Annotated in this window: 11 protein-coding genes; 8 read left to right on the forward strand and 3 right to left on the reverse strand. The window is 67.8% G+C overall.

All coding sequences use genetic code 11. The features are described 5' to 3' along the window. The first annotated feature begins 57 nt into the window (after positions 1-57). The 5 genes from GOY17_RS00855 to GOY17_RS00875 all read left to right on the forward strand — a co-directional run bounded on the left by GOY17_RS00855 (position 58) and on the right by GOY17_RS00875 (position 7,370). Complete coding sequence (locus GOY17_RS00855; RefSeq protein ID WP_157028905.1) at positions 58-801, forward strand: GntR family transcriptional regulator; 744 nt, start codon at positions 58-60, stop codon at positions 799-801. A gap of 49 nt (positions 802-850) precedes the next feature. After that, positions 851-1,861, forward strand: a complete 1,011-nt coding sequence (locus GOY17_RS00860) for an SIS domain-containing protein (RefSeq protein WP_157031539.1) — start codon at positions 851-853, stop codon at positions 1,859-1,861. Between the two features lie 8 nt (positions 1,862-1,869). Then, entirely contained in the window at positions 1,870-3,003 is a 1,134-nt protein-coding gene (gene nagA / locus GOY17_RS00865) for an N-acetylglucosamine-6-phosphate deacetylase (protein ID WP_157028906.1), read from the forward strand. 207 nt (positions 3,004-3,210) lie between these two features. Continuing rightward, on the forward strand, positions 3,211-6,897 hold the full coding sequence (locus tag GOY17_RS00870; RefSeq protein ID WP_157028907.1) for an indolepyruvate ferredoxin oxidoreductase family protein: 3,687 nt from the start codon (positions 3,211-3,213) through the stop codon (positions 6,895-6,897). Between the two features lie 113 nt (positions 6,898-7,010). Then, positions 7,011-7,370, forward strand: coding sequence for an MmcQ/YjbR family DNA-binding protein (locus GOY17_RS00875; RefSeq protein ID WP_157028908.1), 360 nt, complete (start codon positions 7,011-7,013; stop codon positions 7,368-7,370). 229 nt (positions 7,371-7,599) lie between these two features. On the opposite strand, the gene GOY17_RS00880 is transcribed toward GOY17_RS00875, so the two are convergent. Continuing rightward, entirely contained in the window at positions 7,600-9,264 is a 1,665-nt protein-coding gene (locus GOY17_RS00880) for an MFS transporter (RefSeq protein WP_425482278.1), read from the reverse strand. An 11-nt stretch (positions 9,265-9,275) separates the two neighbouring features. After that, positions 9,276-10,745: a DcaP family trimeric outer membrane transporter gene (locus tag GOY17_RS00885; RefSeq protein ID WP_157028910.1), complete on the reverse strand. Its 1,470-nt coding sequence runs from the start codon at positions 10,743-10,745 to the stop codon at positions 9,276-9,278. A gap of 220 nt (positions 10,746-10,965) precedes the next feature. Between GOY17_RS00885 and acs the strand changes: the two genes are divergently transcribed. The 3 genes from acs to GOY17_RS00900 all read left to right on the forward strand — a co-directional run bounded on the left by acs (position 10,966) and on the right by GOY17_RS00900 (position 15,183). Beyond that, positions 10,966-12,918 (forward strand): acetate--CoA ligase, encoded by a 1,953-nt coding sequence (acs, locus tag GOY17_RS00890; RefSeq protein WP_157028911.1) that lies wholly within the window; start codon positions 10,966-10,968, stop codon positions 12,916-12,918. Between the two features lie 155 nt (positions 12,919-13,073). Further along, positions 13,074-13,742 carry a response regulator transcription factor gene (locus GOY17_RS00895; RefSeq protein ID WP_115842771.1) on the forward strand — a complete coding sequence of 223 codons (669 nt, stop codon included), beginning with the start codon at positions 13,074-13,076 and terminating at the stop codon, positions 13,740-13,742. Positions 13,743-13,854: 112 nt separating this feature from the next. Continuing rightward, positions 13,855-15,183 carry a PQQ-dependent sugar dehydrogenase gene (locus tag GOY17_RS00900; protein WP_157028912.1) on the forward strand — a complete coding sequence of 443 codons (1,329 nt, stop codon included), beginning with the start codon at positions 13,855-13,857 and terminating at the stop codon, positions 15,181-15,183. A gap of 3 nt (positions 15,184-15,186) precedes the next feature. On the opposite strand, the gene GOY17_RS00905 is transcribed toward GOY17_RS00900, so the two are convergent. Then, positions 15,187-18,657: a PAS domain-containing hybrid sensor histidine kinase/response regulator gene (locus tag GOY17_RS00905; RefSeq protein WP_157028913.1), complete on the reverse strand. Its 3,471-nt coding sequence runs from the start codon at positions 18,655-18,657 to the stop codon at positions 15,187-15,189. Positions 18,658-18,710: the final 53 nt, after the last annotated feature.

Raw genomic sequence — 18,710 nt, forward strand, 5'->3', positions numbered from 1 at the left:
GCCATCGCCACCCGGCCCGGTTTGCCCGAACTGGTATCTGACTGGTATTCTCGCCCGATGCAGGACTATCTGGTCAACGAGTTCCGCCGCCAGGCCGACGCGCGACGCGCCCCGGCCTATCAGCACCTGCGCCGGACGCTCCAGCACGCCATCGAGAACGGCGAACTCACGCCGGGCCAGGCGCTGCCCAGCGAGCGCGAGCTGACCAAGCTGCTGGACCTGTCGCGCGTGACGGTCCGCAAGGCCATTTCCGGCCTCGTCGCCGACGGCCTGCTGATGCAGCGCCAGGGCTCGGGCACGTTCGTTTCCGAACGCATCGTCAAGTCGTTCTCCAAGCTCACCAGCTTCACCGACGACCTGCGCGCGCGCGGGCTGGATCCGAAATCGCGCTTCATCGAACGCGGCGTCGGCGAGGTCACGCCGGACGAGGCGATGGCGCTGAACCTGTCGCCTGGCGCGCAGGTCGTGCGCTATTACCGGCTGCGCATCGCCGACGACATGGCGCTCGCGCTGGAGCGCACCGTGGTGCCGCAGGCCGTGCTGGCCGATCCGTCGCTGGTCGAGAATTCGCTGTACGAAACCTTCCAGAAAATGGGCCTGCGCCCGACCCGCGCGCTGCAGCGATTGCGCGCGATCGCATTCGATGCCGAACAGGCACGGCTGATGAACCTGCCCGAAGGCAGCCCCGGCCTGTTCATCGAACGCCGCACCTTCCTCGACGACGGCCGCGTCGTCGAATACACCCGATCCTTCTACCGCGGCGATGCGTACGACTTCGTCGCCGAACTCCAGAGCGAGTAATCCCTTGAGCGATCCGAACCAGAGCGCACTCGTCGCCACCGACACGCGGATGCACGCCGAAGCGGCCGAAACCGCCGACGCCGTCGCGCGGCAGTTCGAAGCGAACGCGCCGATCATCGACGCGCTGGTGCAGCGCCTGAAGGCGCAGCCGCCCGCGTTCATCGTCACCTGCGCGCGCGGCAGTTCCGATCACGCCGCGACCTACGGCAAGTACCTGTTCGAAACCACGCTCGGCCTGGTGACCGCGTCCGCGTCGCCGTCGGTGGGCTCGGTGTACGCGGTGCGTCCGCACCTGAAGGGCGCGCTGTTCGTGGCGATCTCGCAGTCGGGCAAGAGCCCGGATCTGGTGCGCAACGCGGAAATCGCGCGCGCGGCCGGTGCGCTGGTAGTCGCGCTGGTGAACGTCGAGGATTCGCCGCTGGCGCAGATCGCCGACACCGTGATCCCGCTGCGCGCCGGCCCCGAAAAGAGCGTCGCGGCGACGAAGAGCTACCTGTGCTCGCTGGCCGCGCTGCTGCAGCTGGCCGCGCGCTGGAGCGGCGACGCGAAGCTGCTCGCCGCCGTCGACGCGCTGCCCGCCGCGCTGCGCGAGGCGTGGAAGATGGACTGGTCGCCGGTCGTGGATGGTTTGAAGGACGCGCGCAACCTCTTCGTCGTCGGTCGCGGCCTCGGCCTCGGCGCGGCGCAGGAAGCGGCGTTGAAGTTCAAGGAAACCTGCGGCCTGCACGCCGAAGCGTTCTCGTCGGCCGAGGTGAAGCACGGACCGATGGCGATCGTGGGCCCGGGCTTCCCGGTACTCGCCTTCGCGCAGGACGACGACACGTGCAGCAGCACGATGTCGGTCGCCGAGGAATTCCACCAGCGCGGCGCGCCGGTGTGGATCGCGCTGCCCGGCGCGCAGGGTCCGGACGTGCTGCCGATGCCGGCCTCGCCGCATCCGGCGTGCACGCCGCTGCTCACCGTGCAGTGTTTCTACAAGGCGGTGAACGCGCTGGCCGTCGCGCGCGGCCACAACCCGGACGTGCCACCGCATCTGAACAAGGTCACCGAGACGGTTTGACGATCACCATGACCACCATCGCCTTCACCAACGGCCGCATCCTCACCGACAACGGGTTCGAGACGAACGTCAGCGTGCTCGTCGAGGACGGCCACATCGTCGCCGTCGTGCCGGGCGAGCCGCCGAAGGGCGCGCAGGTGGTCGACCTCGCCGGACGTTATCTCGTGCCCGGTTTCATCGACACGCAGGTGAACGGTGGCGGCGACGTGCTGTTCAACGACGAACCCACCGCCGACGGACTGCGCCGCATCGCCAGCGCGCACCGCAAGTACGGCACGACCGGCATGCTGCCGACGCTGATCAGCGACGACGTCGACGTGATGCGTCGCGCGATCGACGCCACGCGCGAGGCGATCGCGCAGCGCGTGCCGGGCGTGCTCGGCGTGCATCTGGAAGGTCCGTATCTCAATGCCGCGCGCAAGGGCGTGCACGATCCGTCGAAGTTCCACACGCCCGACGCGGCCGAGCTTGACCTCGTCGCCTCGCTGGGCAAGGACGGCGTGACGCTCGTGACGCTCGCACCAGAGCGTTTCGAAGCGGCCACGCTGCGCGCGCTGGCCGAACGCGGCGTCATCATCGCCGCCGGCCATACCGCCGCGACGTACGAACAACTGCGCGACGGTTTCGCCAACGGCATCACCGGCATCACGCACCTGTTCAACGCGATGACGCCGATGAATTCGCGCGAGCCCGGCGCGGTCGGTGCGGCGCTGGAAAACCCCGACGCGTGGTGCGGACTCATCGTCGACGGCTACCACGTGCACGACGCATCGCTGCGCGTGGCGATCAACGCACGCCCTCGCGGGAAGATGATGCTGGTCACCGACGCCATGCCGCCGGTCGGCGGCGAGCGCGAGGCGTTCTCGCTCTACGGCGTGGAGATGATCTGCCGCGACGGGCAATGCACCACGGCGGACGGCACGCTGGCAGGTTCGGCGCTCGACATGGCCTCGGCCGTGCGCAACACCGTGCAGCGCCTCGGCCTGCCGCTCGACGAAGCCTGCCGCATGGCCTCGCAGTACCCGGCGCAGTTCATCGGCCTGGGCGGCGAGCTCGGGCGCATCGCACCGGGTTATCGCGCCGACCTCGTGGTGCTGGACGACGCCCTGGACGTGCAGGGCACCTGGATCGCCGGCGAATAGGCGAAAGCGGGAGCGGCGTTAAGCCTGAACGGGGCGCCCCGCGTCACCTCCGGACCCTTCCCGGCACCCGCCGGGCGGTCGAAGCGTGCCCAACTGCTACAATTCCGAGTCTTTGCTCGGGATTCCGACCTCGCGGCCACGTGCCGTGAGGCGTGATGCCGGGCGTCCGCAGCCACCCCCGCGACCCCCATCGCGCCGGAGCCACGCATGACCAGCACCGCCGAACTCAGCTCGCCGTCCTCGGCGAACACCGCGCTCACCAACTCGGTGCTCGACACCGACTACTCGCTGGAGCACAAGTACAGCCGCGAGAAGGGACGCATCTACCTGTCCGGCGTGCAGGCGCTGGTGCGCCTGCCGCTGATGCAGCGCCTGCGCGACGAAGCCGCGGGCCTGAACACCGGCGGTTTCATCTCCGGCTATCGCGGCTCGCCCTTGGGCGGTTTCGACCTGGAGCTGTGGCGCGCGCGCAAGTTCCTCGAGAACGCCGGCGTGAAGTTCACCCCGGGCCTCAACGAGGACCTCGGCGCGACGATGGTCTGGGGCACGCAGCAGACCAACCTGTTCCCCGGCGCGAAAGTGCAGGGCGTGTACGGCATGTGGTACGGCAAGGGCCCGGGCGTGGATCGCACCGGCGACGTGTTCAAGCACGCCAATGCCGCCGGCACCTCGCAGTACGGCGGCGTGCTCGCGCTCGCGGCCGACGACCATGCCTGCCGTTCCTCGACGCTGCCGCACGGTTCGGAAGACGAATTCGTCAGCGCGATGATGCCGATCCTCAACCCGGCCGGCGTGCAGGACATCCTCGACATGGGCCTGGTCGGCTGGGCGATGTCGCGTTACACCGGCCGCTGGGTGGGCTTCAAGACGATCGCCGAAACGGTGGAATCGTCGGCCTCCGTCGACGTCGATCCGATGGCCACGCGCATCGTGCTGCCGGAAGACTTCGAGATGCCGGAAGGCGGGCTCAACATCCGCTGGCCGGATCCGCCGATGAACCAGGAAATGCGCCTGCACAAGTACGCGGTGAAGGCCGCGCAGGCGTTCGCGCGCGCCAACGGCATCGACCGCGTCGTCATCGACTCGCCGCGTGCGCGCCTGGGCATCGTCACCACCGGCAAGTCCTACCTCGACGTGCTGCAGGCGCTGGAATACCTCGGCCTGGACGAGCAGGCCTGCGCCGACCTCGGCATCCGCGTCTACAAGGTCGGCATGACCTGGCCGCTGGAGCCGGTGGGCATCACGCGTTTCGCGCAGGGCCTGGAGGACATCGTCGTCGTCGAGGAAAAGCGCGCCTTCATCGAGCGCCAGATGAAGGAGTACATGTACAACTGGAGCGGCCAGCGCCCGTCCATCGTCGGCAAGTACGACGAGAACGGCGAATGGATCCTGCCTTCGACCGGCGAACTCACGCCGGCGACCATCGCCGGCGTCATCGGCCGCCGCATCCAGCGCTTCCACGATTCCGAGCACATCCGCAACGTCATGGCGTGGATGGCCGAGAAGGAATCCGAACTCGCCCTGCCGCGCGCCGTGTTCCCGCGCGTGCCGCACTACTGCTCGGGCTGCCCGCACAACACCTCGACCGTCGTGCCGGAAGGTTCGCGCGCGCTGGGCGGCATCGGCTGCCACTACATGGTCACGTGGATGGACCGCAGCACCGACACCTTCACGCACATGGGCGGCGAAGGCGTGACGTGGTCGGGGCAGGCGCCGTTCACCGATACGCCGCACGTGTTCCAGAACCTGGGCGACGGCACGTACTTCCACTCCGGTTCGCTGGCGATCCGCCAGTCGGTCGCCACCGGCGTGAACATCACCTACAAGATCCTCTACAACGACGCCGTCGCGATGACCGGCGGCCAGCCCGTCGACGGCACGCTGTCGGTGCCGCAGATCGCGCACCAGGTGCGCAGCGAAGGCGTGCAGACGATCATCCTGGTGTCCGACGACATCGCGAAGTGGAGCAAGCGCGAGATCTTCCCCGGCGACATGGAATTCCATGACCGCAAGGAACTCGACGCCATCCAGAAGCGCCTGCGCGAGACCAAAGGCACGTCGGTCCTCATCTACGACCAGACCTGCGCGACCGAGAAGCGTCGTCGCCGCAAGCGCGGCAAGATGGTCGATCCGCAGAAGCGCGTGATGGTCAATTCGCTCGTGTGCGAAGGCTGCGGCGATTGCGGCAAGAAGTCGTTCTGCGTCTCGGTGCTGCCGAAGGAAACCGAGTTCGGCCGCAAGCGCGAGATCGACCAGAGCAACTGCAACAAGGACTACAGCTGCGTCAACGGCTTCTGCCCGAGCTTCGTGACGGTGGAAGGCGGCGGCCTGCGCAAGAAGAAGGGTTCGAGCGCGAAGGATCGCCTTGCTGATCTTCCGATGCCGAAGATCGCCAGCGACCTCTCGCAGCCCTGGAACATCCTCATCACCGGCGTCGGCGGCACGGGCGTGGTGACGATCGGCGCGCTGCTCGGCATGGCCGGCCACCTGGAAGGCAAGGGTGCGACGGTGCTCGACCAGACGGGCCTGGCGCAGAAGGGCGGCGCGGTGACCACGCACATCCGCATCGCGCGCACGCCGGACGACATCCACGCCGTGCGCATCGCCGCGGGCGAAGCCGACCTCGTGCTCGGCTGCGACATGGTGGTCGTCAACGATTACTGGGCGCTGTCGAAGGTGCGCGCGGGCCGCTCGAACGTCGTGCTCAACAGTTATGAAGCGATGCCCGGCACGTTCACCACTCGTCCGGACATGCAGTTCCCCGCGGCCGACATCATCTCGGCGGTGAAGGTCGCGCTCGGCGGCAACGACCCGCACGTCGTCGATGCGACGCAGCTGGCCACCGCGCTGATGGGCGACGCGATCGCGACGAACCTGTTCATCCTCGGCTACGCGTGGCAGCACGGCCTGGTGCCGCTGTCGATGGAGTCGCTGATGCGCGCCATCGAGCTCAACGGCGCCGCCATCGAAATGAACAAGACCGCGTTCGCGTGGGGCCGCCTGGCGGTGATCGATCCCAACGCCGTGATGGAAGCGGCGGGCCTGATCCGCAACGCGCCGACGCTCGCCGAAGCGACGCCGGGCGCGCTGCCGATGCTGTCCCCGGGTGCGTGGGAAGGCAACGAGTGGGGTGCCACCTCCGCACCGCGCACGACGCGTCGCGAGGACGAACTGCGCCACGTGCCGGCCCATGGCGGCGACAACGTGGCCTTCATGCCGCTGGACGACGAGCGCCTGTCGCGTTCGCTGGACGAAATCGTCGAGCGTCGCGTGAAGTTCCTCACCGACTACCAGGACGCGGCCTACGCCAAGCGCTACAACGACCTCGTCGCGCGAGTGCACGCCGCCGAGCGCAACGTCGCCGGCACGACCGACCTGACCGAAGCCGTCGCGCGTTATGCGTTCAAGCTGATGGCCTACAAGGACGAGTACGAAGTCGCGCGCCTGTACACCAGCGGCGAGTTCCAGCGCCGCCTGGAGCAGCAGTTCGATGGCGACTACAAGCTGAAGTTCCACCTCGCCCCGCCGCTGCTGGCGAAGAAGGACGCGCAGGGCCGCCTGATCAAGCAGGAATTCGGCCCGTGGGTGTTCACCGCGTTCAAGTGGCTCGCGAAGCTGCGCTTCCTGCGCGGCGGCACGTTCGACATCTTCGGCAAGACCGAGGAGCGCAAGATGGAGCGCCAGCTGATCGAGGACTACTTCCGCACGGTGGAAGGCCTGCTCGGCAAGCTGGATCGTTCGAACGTGGACCTCGCGGCGGAAATCGCGAGCATCCCGGAACACATCCGCGGCTACGGCCACGTCAAGGAAGCGCACCTGCACAAGGCCAAGGAGCGCGAGGCGGAGCTGCTGAAGGAATGGAGCAACCCACTGCGGATCGTGAAGGTGGCTTGATCGCCGGCACGATCGTGCAAGTGTGAAGCGACGAACCCCGCTCCGGCGGGGTTTTTCGTGAGTGCGTCCTCTGCTGACAACGCGCTGTCAGCAGAGCGCGCGACAATGCGCGGATGGATACCGCGCGCCTCAAACGCTACTGCGCTTCCTTCCCCGCGGCGAAGGACGTGCTGCATGGCGAACCGTCGAACATCCTCGTCTATTCGGTCGGCGGAAAGACCTTCGCGTACTTCAAGACGAGCGAGCCGGAGCGCTGGCGTTTCAGCATCCGCGTCACGCCTGAACGCTTTGTCGAACTCACCGACCAGCCCGGCATCAAGCCGGCGCGCTGGATGGGGCGCTGGTACTGGGTGACGGTCGTCGACGTACGCCGCATGCCGGAGGATTACCTGCGCGAACTGGTGACGTGGTCGTACGGGCGCGCGCTGGGTTCGTTGAGCGGGAAGCGGCGGCGGGAGCTGGTTGGCGAATGACGCTGCGGGGCTCAACGAGTGCAGCGCGTTTTTCCTGCCGTCATTCCTGCGAAGGCGGGAATCCAACTATCCGATGTATCACGCCTTCCGGAAGTTGATGCTTCTGCGAGATGGATTCCCGCCTTCGCGGGAATGACAGCAACAAGCGAAGCGCAATCAAGCTGCAATCACCACAAACAACAACGCCGGCACAAGGCCGGCGTTGTCGCATCACCAAGTCACGCCTGCATCAGTCGTACTGCGTGATGTCCACGTCCTTCGTCTCGCGCAGGAACAGCGAGCCGATCACGAAGGTCATCAGCGCGATGATGATCGGATACCACAGGCCGTAGTACATATTGCCCGTGGCCGCGACCAGCGCGAAGGCGATCGTCGGCAGGAAACCGCCGAACCAGCCGTTGCCGATGTGGTACGGCAGCGACATCGAGGTGTAGCGGATGCGCGTGGGGAACAGCTCGACCAGCCATGCGGCGATCGGGCCGTAGACCATCGTCACGTAGAGCACCAGGATCACGAGGATCAACAACACCATCGGCTTGTTGATGCGTTCCGGGTCGGCCTTCTCGGGATAGCCACCAGCCGTCAGCGCCTTCTTCAGCTCACCCGTGAACGCCTCGCCCTTGGCCTTGCTGTCGTCCTTCGACAGCCCCGCGCCTTCGAAGCTCTGCACTTCGACGTCGCCCACCGTCACGCGCGCCAGGCTGCCCGCGGGCGCCGCCTGGATCGTGTACGGAATGCCCGCCTTGGCCAGCGCGGCGGTGGCGATGTCGCACGAGTTGGTGAAGACCTTCTTGCCCACCGGGTCGAACTGGAACGAACACGTGCGCGGATCGGCGTGCACAACGGCCGGCGCGTTGGCGCTGGCTTCGGCGATGGCCGGGTTGGCGTAGTGCGTGAGCGCCTTGAACAGCGGGAAGTAGGTGAGCGCCGCGATGAGGCAGCCGGCCATGATGATCTTCTTGCGGCCGATCCTGTCGCTGAGCCAGCCGAACACGATGAAGAACGGCGTGCCGATCGCCAGTGCCGCGGCGATGAGCAGCCAGGTCGTCGTCGCATCGACCTTCAGCGATTGCGTCAGGAAGTACATCGCGTAGAACTGGCCCGCATACCAGACGACGGCCTGGCCGGCGGTGGCGCCCAGCAGCGCGAGCAGCACGATCTTGCCGTTCTTCGTGAAGAAGCTTTCGGTGATCGGCGCCTTGGACTGCTTGCCCTCGGCCTTCATCTGCTGGAACAGCGGCGACTCGTTGAGCTGCATGCGGATCCACACCGACACGCCGAGCAGCACGATCGACAGCAGGAACGGAATGCGCCAGCCCCACGCCTCGAACGCTTCGGTGCCCAGGTACGTGCGCACGCCCAGGATCACCAGCAGCGACAGGAACAGGCCGATCGTCGCGGTGGTCTGGATGAAGCTGGTGTACAGACCGCGCTTTCCGTGCGGTGCGTGTTCGGCCACGTACGTCGCCGCGCCGCCGTACTCGCCACCCAGCGCCAGGCCCTGCAGCAATCGCAGGATGATCAGGATCGCCGGTGCGGCGAAACCGATCGACGCGTAGTTGGGCAGGATGCCGACCAGGAACGTCGACAGGCCCATGATCACGATGGTGACCAGGAACGTGTACTTGCGACCGATCATGTCGCCCAGGCGCCCGAACACGATCGCGCCGAACGGACGCACCGCGAAGCCGGCGGCGAAGGCGAGCAGCGCGAAGATGAAGGCGCTGGTTTCGTTCAACCCGCTGAAGAACTGCTTGGCGATGATCGCCGCGAGCGATCCGTACAGATAGAAGTCGTACCACTCGAACACGGTGCCCAGGCTGGAGGCGAAGATGACCTTCTTGTGCCCCTGGCTGAGGGTGCCCTCTTTCGTATTTGCGGTGATGGTGGACACGATCTGGCCCCTTAGAAGTTGTACTTCACATGCGTCTGCAGGCGGTTGAGCTCGCCGCGGTCGCCGTTTTCGAGTTCACGCTGGCCCCAGATCAGCTCCGCGCCGAGGTCGAGCTTCGGAAGCGGCGTATAGATCAGGTTCAAGTGCGCCGACTGCGCGCCCTTGGTGATGCCAAGGCCGGTGAAGTCCGTGTTCTGGTCGTAATCGGCGCGCGAGTAGAACAGGTTCGTGCGCAGCTTCGGACTGAACACGTGGCGCCAGCCGACGAAGCCGGCGATGACGTCGATGTTGTCCAGGTCGCCCGTCGAATCGAGCACGGCGTCGTTGTTCAACGCCAGGCCGATGTAGCGGCCGATGCCGCTGCCGCCGGTGACCATGTAGCGGATATCGTCGTTCTTGCCGAGGTTGAACTTGCCCGACACGCTGATGCCGTAACCGGTGGTGTCGTCTTCCACCGCCGGACGCGCCGGCGCGGTCGGCGTCGCCGCGACGCCCGCGGTCTGGTATTTCAGCTGCCGCACCAGGCCGGCGATGCCGAAGTGGCCCCAGTCGCCCTTCATCGTGTAGCGCGCGGTGAGGTCGGGCATCGGGCCGTCGTCGCCGGCGATCTGCGCCATGTTGCCGTTGAACGGCGTGTAGACCGTTTCCGGGTTCTCCATCGAGAACGACCACGGGCCGTTGGTGTAGCGCAACTGCGCCTGGCGCACGAACACCGTGCCTTCGGTCGGGCCGAGGAAGTCGACAGTGTCCGGCAGCGCCGCGGTGTCCTGGAAGTTCGTCCAGGCCTGGCCGGCCAGCCAGTTGTTCCACTGCACGTACGCCTGTCGCAGCGTCAGCGCGTAGGTGTTGGTGGCGATCTCGTTGCCGGTGAAGGCCGTGCTGCCGCCGCCGAACAGGTCGAACTCCAGGTACGCCTTCAGCTTGTCGCCGTTGTCGGTGTCGCTGTCCACGCCGAACCAGAAGCGCGAGAAGTTGGCGCCCATGTCGGTGTCGGTGCCGCCTTCGCGAAGATGGCCCTGGCCGACCGGGATCGCCTTGGGTACGTAGAACAGGCGGCCGACGGTGCCGTCGGGAATGTCGCCGTCGTTGGTCGAAGTGACCGATGCATCGAGCTTGATGAAGCCGCCGTAGTAGAACTTCGAGTTCGGATTGGCGGTCGGCGTGATCGTCGTGCCCTGGATCGGCGAGACCTTCGGCGCGCCGGCTGTGGCCGTGGCGGGCGCCGTGGCCGCAGCGGGTGCGGCAGGCGCGGTCGCCTGGGCCGTCTTCACTTCGCTGATCTGGGTCTGTTGCTGCTGCTGTTGAGCCACCAATTGCTGGACCATCGCTTCGAGCTGGGCGACGCGCGCTTCCAGCTCCTTCTCCTTCGCGGTCTGCGCGAAGGCTACCCCCGGCAGCGCGAGCGCGATGAGCAATGCGGCGGCGAGCGGGCGGCGACGCACGGTCGCGGCCTTCGACGTCGAGGCAATGCTTGCGGACATGATTCCCTCCCACGGAAAACGCCGGACCGGATGCCCGACATGTCCCGAGCCTGCGGCGCCATCGCGCTGCACAACCATTCCCCATTGGTCGTAAGCGGACGCGACTACGACCATCGTCTAAACCGGCTCGGATGAGGCCCGACACCTTATGCGGCACACTGGCGGTTCCGGCCGTCCTCGACGGCCGAATGCCTTCCGCCAAGCCGTTCCGGAGCCCGCCATGAACCACCCCGCCGCCGTCTATCCGATCGATCCGGACTTCGCCGCGAACGCGCGCGTGACGCGCGAGGACTACGAGCGCCAGTACGCCGAATCGGTGAACGATCCGGCGGGTTTCTGGGGCAAGGTCGCCGACCGGCTCGACTGGTTCACCAAGCCGACGAAGATCAAGGACGTCAGCTACGACCTCGCCGATTTCCGCATCCGCTGGTACGAGGACGGCGAGCTCAACGCGAGCGTGAACTGCCTCGACCGCCACCTGGACGAGCGCGGCGACAAGACCGCGCTGATCTTCGAGCACGACGATCCGTCGCAGCCGGCCGAACGCATCACCTATCGCGAACTGCATGCGCGCGTGTGCAAGCTCGCCAACGCGCTGCGCTCCCTCGGCGTGCGCAAGGGCGATCGCGTCACGATCTACCTGCCGATGATCCCGGAAGCCGTCGTCGCGATGCTTGCCTGTGCGCGCGTCGGCGCGATCCATTCGGTGGTCTTCGGTGGCTTCGCGCCGCAGTCCATCGCCGATCGCGTGGCCGACTGCCAGAGCAAGCTCATCATCACCGCCGACGAAGGCCTGCGCGGCGGCAAGAAGGTGCTGCTGAAGGCGAACGTCGATGCCGCGCTGAAGCTCGGCGGCACCAACACCGTCGAGACCGTGCTCGTCGTGCGTCACACCGGTTCGGCGGTGGACATGCAGATGCCGCGCGACCGCTGGTACGACGCCGTCGTCGACGAGCAACCGACGCAATGCGCGCCCGAGCGCATGAACGCGGAGGATCCGCTCTTCATCCTCTACACCTCCGGTTCGACCGGCAAACCGAAGGGCGTGCTGCACACGACCGGCGGTTACCTCGTCTACGCGAGCTACACGCACGAAGTCGTGTTCGACCTGCGCGAGGACGACGTCTACTGGTGCACCGCCGACGTCGGATGGGTCACCGGGCACAGCTACATCGTCTACGGCCCGCTCGCCAACGGCGCGACCGCGCTGGTGTTCGAAGGCGTGCCGAACTACCCGACCGTGTCGCGCTTCTGGGAAGTGATCGACAAGCACCAGGTCACGCTGTTCTACACCGCGCCGACCGCGATCCGCGCGTTGATGCGCGATGGCGACGAACCGGTGAAGAAGACTTCGCGCGCGTCGCTTCGACTGCTGGGCACCGTCGGCGAACCGATCAATCCCGAGGCGTGGCGCTGGTACTACGAAGTCGTCGGCGACTCGCGTTCGCCCATCGTCGACACGTGGTGGCAGACCGAAACCGGCGGCATCCTCATCACGCCGCTCGCGGGTGCGATCGACCTCAAGCCCGGGTCGGCGACCAAGCCCTTCTTCGGCATCCAGCCGGCGCTGGTCGATGCGAACGGCGGCCGGCTCGAAGGCGAGGCCGAAGGCAACCTGGTGCTGCTCGACTCCTGGCCCGGCCAGATGCGCACCGTGTACGGCGACCACGCGCGTTTCATCGACACGTACTTCCGCACGTATCCGGGCACGTACTTCACCGGCGACGGCTGCCGCCGCGACGCCGACGGCTATTACTGGATCACCGGCCGCGTGGACGACGTCATCAACGTCTCGGGCCATCGCATCGGCACGGCGGAAGTCGAGAGCGCGCTGGTCTCGCATCCGAAGGTCGCCGAGGCCGCGGTCGTCGGCTTCCCGCACGACATCAAGGGTCAGGGCATCTACGCCTACGTGACGCTGATCGCCGGAGAGGCGCCGACCGACGAATTGCACAAGGAACTCGTCGCGCACGTGCGCAAGGAGATCGGGCCGATCGCCACGCCCGACCACCTGCAATGGGCGCCGGGCCTGCCGAAGACGCGTTCGGGCAAGATCATGCGCCGCATCCTGCGCAAGATCGCCGAGAACGCGCCGGACCAGCTCGGCGACACGAGCACGCTCGCCGACCCGGCGGTGGTCGAGTCGCTCGTGCGCGAGCGGCGTGTGCCGTAGAAGGCGATCCGCGAACCTTCACCTGCTCCACTGCACCATGCGTCATCCCCGCGAAGGCGGGGATCCAGCTCAACCCGCGGTCACTCCCGCCGAAGGGCGGAATCGCATCTGATACTTGGATTCCCGCCTCGCGGGAATGACGAGCCCCAGTCCTCATGCCCACGCTCCTCATCGCCGACGACCACCCGCTCTTCCGCGAAGCCCTGCGCGGAGCGGTCGCGCGCGTGCTGCCGGACGCGCAGCTGCGCGAGGCCGACAGCGTCGAGGCGCTGTACACGCTCGTGGAAGCCGAGCCCGACGCCGACCTGCTGCTGCTCGACCTCAACATGCCGGGCGCGCAAGGCTTCAGCGCGCTGGTGCACCTGCGCGCGTTGCATCCGCAGCTGCCCATCGTCGTCGTCTCCGCGCGCGAGGAACCCACGGTGATGCGGCGCGCGCTCGATCACGGCGCGGTCGGCTTCATTCCCAAATCCGCCGATGCCGCGACGCTGGGCGAGGCGATCACGCGCGTGCTCGATGGTGATCGCTGGGCGCCTTCGAGCGCGTTGTCCGCACCGGCCGCGCACGCTGACGAGCATGATGCCGCGCAGCGCCTGCGCGATCTCACGCCTCAGCAGTTCCGCGTGTTGCAGATGCTTGGCGCTGGCCTGCTCAACAAGCAGATCGGCTACGAGCTCGGCGTCTCCGAAGCGACCGTGAAGGCGCACGTCACCGCGATCCTCCGCAAGCTCGGCGCGAGCAACCGCACGCAGGCGGTGCTCATCGCCGGCCGTCTCGCGCTGGATCCCGGCGCGATCGTGCCGCCGCCCGAAGAGGCTGACTGACGGCCGCAGACGGACCGCCGAACGCACCGGACTGAACGGTGGGTTCACCGATCACGCCTGTTCCACGCCGCCCGGCGTACTGCTGCGTGCATTCCGCAGCGGAGCCGGCCTTGTGAATGTCGCGTCCAGATCGATCGTCATCGCAGTCGCCGTCGCGCTGTGCGCCTGCGGCGGCCAGGCGAAACTGCGCGAAGGACAGGACACCGGCGCGAAGCCGGAGATCGTGCCGCCCGAGACGTCCGCCATTCCCGTGCTGAAGATCGCGCCCGCGGTCGGCTGGAATGGCGTCGATACGCCCACGCCCGCGGCCGGACTCGCGGTGAAGGCATTCGCTACTGGCCTGGATCATCCGCGCTGGCTGTACGTGCTGCCCAACGGCGACGTGCTCGTCGCCGAGAGCAACGCACCGCCGGGCAAGCGCGGCATCAAGGGCATCAAGGGCAAGATCATGGGCGCGGTGATGAAGAAGGCCGGCTCCGGCGTGCCCAGCGCCAACCGCATCACGCTGCTGCGCGATGCCGACGGCGATGGCGTCGCCGAAGTGCGCAGCGTGTTCGCGCAGAACCTCACCTCGCCCTTGGGCATGGCGCTGGTCGGCGACACGCTGTTCGTCGCGAATGCCGATTCGATCGTGAAATTCCCCTATGTCGCGGGCGAGCTGAAGGCGGGCGCGGCACCGCAGAAAGTCGTCGATCTGCCCGGCGCGGGGGACCAGCTCAACCATCACTGGACCAAGAGCCTGGTCGCGTCGCCCGATGGAAAGCGCCTGTTCGTCGGCGTGGGCTCCAACAGCAACATCGCCGACAACGGCATGGAGGCCGAGGTCAATCGCGCCAACATCCTCGAGATCGATCCGGCAACCGGCGCGCAACGCGTGTTCGCGAGCGGATTGCGCAACCCGGTCGGCATCGCGTGGGAACCGGGCAGCGGTTCGCTGTGGGCGGTCGTCAACGAGCGCGACGAACTCGGCAACGACCTGGTTCCGGATTACCTCACGCGCGTGGACGCCGGCGCGTTCTACGGCTGGCCGTACAGTTACTGGGGCCAGCACGTCGACACGCGCGTGAAGCCGCAGAAGCCCGAGCTCGTCGCCACCACGCGCGTGCCGGATTTCGCGCTGGGTTCGCACGTCGCGCCGCTCGGGCTGACGTTCGCGAGCGGGCAGAGGCTCGGCGACGGTTACGCCGACGGCGCGTTCGTCGGCCTGCACGGGTCATGGAACCGCGAGCCGCTGTCGGGTTACAAGGTCGTGTTCGTGCCGTTCCGTGGCGGCCGTCCGACGGGTTCGATGGTGGACGTGCTCGGCGGCTTCCTCGACGCCGACCGCAACGCACGCGGCCGTCCTGTCGGCGTCACCATCGCGCGCGATGGCGCGCTGCTGGTCGCCGACGACGTCGGCAACACCGTGTGGCGCGTCAGCGCCGCAGCGCCTGCGCCCTGACGTTCACGCGTGCGCGGCCTGCCGCTGCGCCGCGAGGAAAGCACGCAGCGACGCCGGCTTCACCGGCTTGGTGAGCACGCGGCAATCGTGTTCGCGCGCGGCCAGCTTCAGTGCGTCGCTGCCATCGCCCGTCAACAGGGCGGCCGGCAATGGGCGCGCGTAGTGCGCACGCAACTCGTCGATCACGCCGAGGCCGTCGAGTCGATCGTGCAGGTGGTAATCGACCAGCGCGACGTCGGGCATTTCATCCAGCAACGCGAGCGCCTCATCGGCATTGGCCGCGGTGAGCGGCACCACGCCCCAGCGCTGCAGCAGGCTGCGCATGCCGTCCAGGATCTCGCGGTCGTTGTCCACGCACAGCACGCGCAGGCCGGCGAGCGAATCGCCGCCCATCATCAGGTGTGGCGCCGGCAACGGCGCGGCGTACATCGCGCGTCCGAAGGGCACGGTGATCGAGAACACGCTGCCGACGTTCACGCGCGAACGCACGCGTAGCGGATGTTCCAGCGTGCGCGCGATGCGCTGGCAGATCGACAGGCCGAGGCCGAGGCCACGTTCGCCCGCGCTCGCGGACGTATCGAAGCGGCGGAACTCGTCGAAGATCTGCTCGAGGTGGTGCTTCGAGATGCCGGGCCCGGTGTCCCACACCTGCAGTTCGACCGCGCCGTCACGCACGCGCGCCGCGATCAGCACGCCGCCTTCGCGCGTGTAGCGAAGCGCGTTGGCGAGGAAGTTCTGCAACGCACGACGCAGCAGGCGGCGGTCGCTGCGCACGGGGCGCGGCGTGTCGGGCGCGCGCACGCGCAGCTGCAACCCGCGCGCGGCGGCGACCGGCGCGTACTGCGCGACGAGTTCGCGCAGCAGTTCGTTGACGTCGAAGTCGATGATCGCGATGCGCAGCGCGCCCGCGTCGAGGCGCGAGATGTCGAGCAGCCCGTCGAGCAGGTCTTCCGCCGCGCGCAGCGACGCGTCGACGCGTTCGGCCAGACGCGCCTGCTCGGTCGTGTCGCTGGTCTCGCGCAACGCGCTCGCGAACAGGCGCGCGGCATTGAGCGGTTGCAGCACGTCGTGGCTGATCGCCGCGAGGAAGCGCGTCTTCGACTGTTGCGCGGCCTCGGCTTCACGCGTGCGCAGTTCGACGCGCTGCTCCAGCGTTTCGTTCACTTCGCGCAGGCCCTGTTCCGCGCGCTTGTAATCGGTCACGTCCGAATAGGTCGTGACGTAGCCGCCCGGCAGCGGCCGGCCGCGCATTTCGATCACCTGTCCGTTCGCGCGCACGCGTTCGAACACGTGCGGCGCGCCGGCGCGAAGGTGCGCGAGTCGGCGGCTCACCTGCTCCTCGACCTCCGCTTCGCTCAGCGGGCCGGAACCCATCTCACCGCGCTCGGCGTTCCAGCGGATCAGGTCGCTCACCGGCCGGCCGACGTAGAGCATGCCGTCGGGGTACTCGAACAGTTCCTGGTAGCGGCGATTCCACGCGACCAGGCGCATCTCCGCATCGACGACGCTGACGCCCTGGCTGATGTTCTCCAGCGTGGTGGAGAGAATCTGGCGGTTGAAGCGCAGCTCCTGGTTCGCCTCGTCGAGCAGCGCCACCACTTCGCCCAGTTCCATGCCCGAGCCGCGCAGCGCGGTGGTGAGCGTGAGGCGCGCCGACGCGGCGCCGATCGCCGACGCAAGCAGGCGTTCGGTGAACTGCGCGAGTGCGCGGTCGGCGGGCTGCTCTGGCTGCCACGTACGGCCCTGCTGTTGTGCGTATTCCTCGAAGGCGCGACGGGCATGGCGTTCGCCGACGATGCGTTCGGCCAGCGCCAGCAGTTCGCCGCCGCGAACGCTGCCGGCCCAGCCGCCGGGACCGAGCGCGGGACGCTGCACGTAGGGATCGAGGAACGGCGCGGCGAGCAGTTGTTCCTGCAAACGCGGCCGCTGCCGCACCGAGACGAACAGGAACACGCCGACGTTGAACAGCAGCGCCCAGAAGGTGCCGTGCGTGAGCGGGTCCCAGCCGTGCAGGCCGAACAGCTGTTCCGGTCGCAACCAGTCCACGCCGAGCGGCCCGCGCTCGATCCACCCGGTCGCAAGCCAGCCGCCGCGCGCGAGCGCCGGCAGCAGCAAGGTGTACAGCCACAGCACCGTGCCGGCGAACAGCCCCGCGAAGGCGCCGGCGCGGCTCGCGCCACGCCAGTAGAGGCCGCCGATCAACGCCGGCGCGAACTGCGCGACCGCCGCGAACGCGAGCAGGCCGTGCTGCGCGAGCGTGTCCTCGCCGGCGCCGTAGTACGCCGAGCCGCGGTGGTAGCCGTAGGCCATCATCGCCAGCACGAAGATGGTGATGCGGCGCACCCATAGCACCTGCTTGTCGATGCCTTGGCTTTCGTGCAGCGCGCCGCTGCGCAGCAGCAGCGGCATGATCAGGTCGTTGCTGACCATGGTCGACAACGCGACGCTGGCGACGATCACCATGCCCGTCGCGGCGGAGAACCCGCCGATGTACACGATCAATGCGAGCGTTTCGTGCTGCAGCGCCAGCGGCAGCGCGAGCACGTAGGTGTCCGGCGACGCGCCGGTGCCGGCGAGCAGCGACTGCCCCGCCAGCGTGATCGGGACCACCAGCAGCGAGATCAGCACGAGATACCCGCCGAAGAACCAGCGTGCCGATCGCAGGTCGGCCGGGTCCTGGCATTCGACGACGGCGACGTGAAACTGGCGCGGGAGGCAGACGATCGCCGTGAACGCCAGCAGCGTCTGCGCGACGAAGCCCGTCGGCACGCCCTGCGCGGTGACCACCGGCGCCGCCTGCACCATGCGCTCGACCAGGTTGCCGGTGCCGGGCAGGTGCGCCAGCGCAAACAGGCCGATCGCGACGAAGGCGAGCAGCTTCACCAGCGATTCCAGCGCGATGGCGAGCACCATGCCGCGATGGTGTTCGGTGGCGTCGATCTGTCGCGTGCCGAACAGGATCGCGAACGCGGCCAGCATCATCGCCACGTAGAACGCCGGGTCCGACAGCATCCCGGCGTCGCCGCGCACGTCGGCCAGCACCTCCACGCTCATCGCCACCGCCTTGAACTGCAGTGCGACGTATGGGACGGCCGCGGTCAGGGCGACCGCCGCCACCAGCGCCGCCAGGCCCGGTGCGCGCCCGTAGCGCGAGGAGAGGAAGTCGGCGATGGAGACGATGCGGTGCTCGCCGGAAATCAACACCAGCCGTTCGAGGATGCGCCAGCCGAAGACGAGCATCAGCAGCGGGCCGAGGTAGATCGGCAGGAAGCCCAGTCCCGTGCGTGCCGCCGTGCCGACCGCGCCGTAGAACGTCCACGACGAGCAGTACACGGCCAGCGCCAGCGAATACACCGCCGGCCGCAGCCAGCGCGCGCGGGGCGTGGTTTCGCGCTGGTCGCCGAAATAGGCCACTGCGAACAGCACGCCGACGTAGGCCGCCGACACCAGCAGCAGGATCCAGCCTGGGATCACGTGACGCCTCGCCTTCGGAACATGGGTCGAGTGTAAATCGCGACCGGCCGCGC

The sequence above is a fragment of the Lysobacter soli genome (genome assembly GCF_009755585.1).
Taxonomy (GTDB): domain Bacteria; phylum Pseudomonadota; class Gammaproteobacteria; order Xanthomonadales; family Xanthomonadaceae; genus Lysobacter_J; species Lysobacter_J soli.

What these genes read in the sequence shown, in the direction of transcription:
- nagA (WP_157028906.1), top strand. Translation starts at nt 1,870, where the DNA reads ATGACCACCATCGCCTTCACCAACGGCCGCATCCTCACCGACAACGGG.
- GOY17_RS00870 (WP_157028907.1), top strand. Translation starts at nt 3,211, where the DNA reads ATGACCAGCACCGCCGAACTCAGCTCGCCGTCCTCGGCGAACACCGCG.
- GOY17_RS00860 (WP_157031539.1), top strand. Translation starts at nt 851, where the DNA reads ATGCACGCCGAAGCGGCCGAAACCGCCGACGCCGTCGCGCGGCAGTTC.
- acs (WP_157028911.1), top strand. Translation starts at nt 10,966, where the DNA reads ATGAACCACCCCGCCGCCGTCTATCCGATCGATCCGGACTTCGCCGCG.
- GOY17_RS00875 (WP_157028908.1), top strand. Translation starts at nt 7,011, where the DNA reads ATGGATACCGCGCGCCTCAAACGCTACTGCGCTTCCTTCCCCGCGGCG.
- GOY17_RS00855 (WP_157028905.1), top strand. Translation starts at nt 58, where the DNA reads ATGCAGGACTATCTGGTCAACGAGTTCCGCCGCCAGGCCGACGCGCGA.
- GOY17_RS00895 (WP_115842771.1), top strand. Translation starts at nt 13,074, where the DNA reads ATGCCCACGCTCCTCATCGCCGACGACCACCCGCTCTTCCGCGAAGCC.
- GOY17_RS00885 (WP_157028910.1), bottom strand. Translation starts at nt 10,745, where the DNA reads ATGTCCGCAAGCATTGCCTCGACGTCGAAGGCCGCGACCGTGCGTCGC.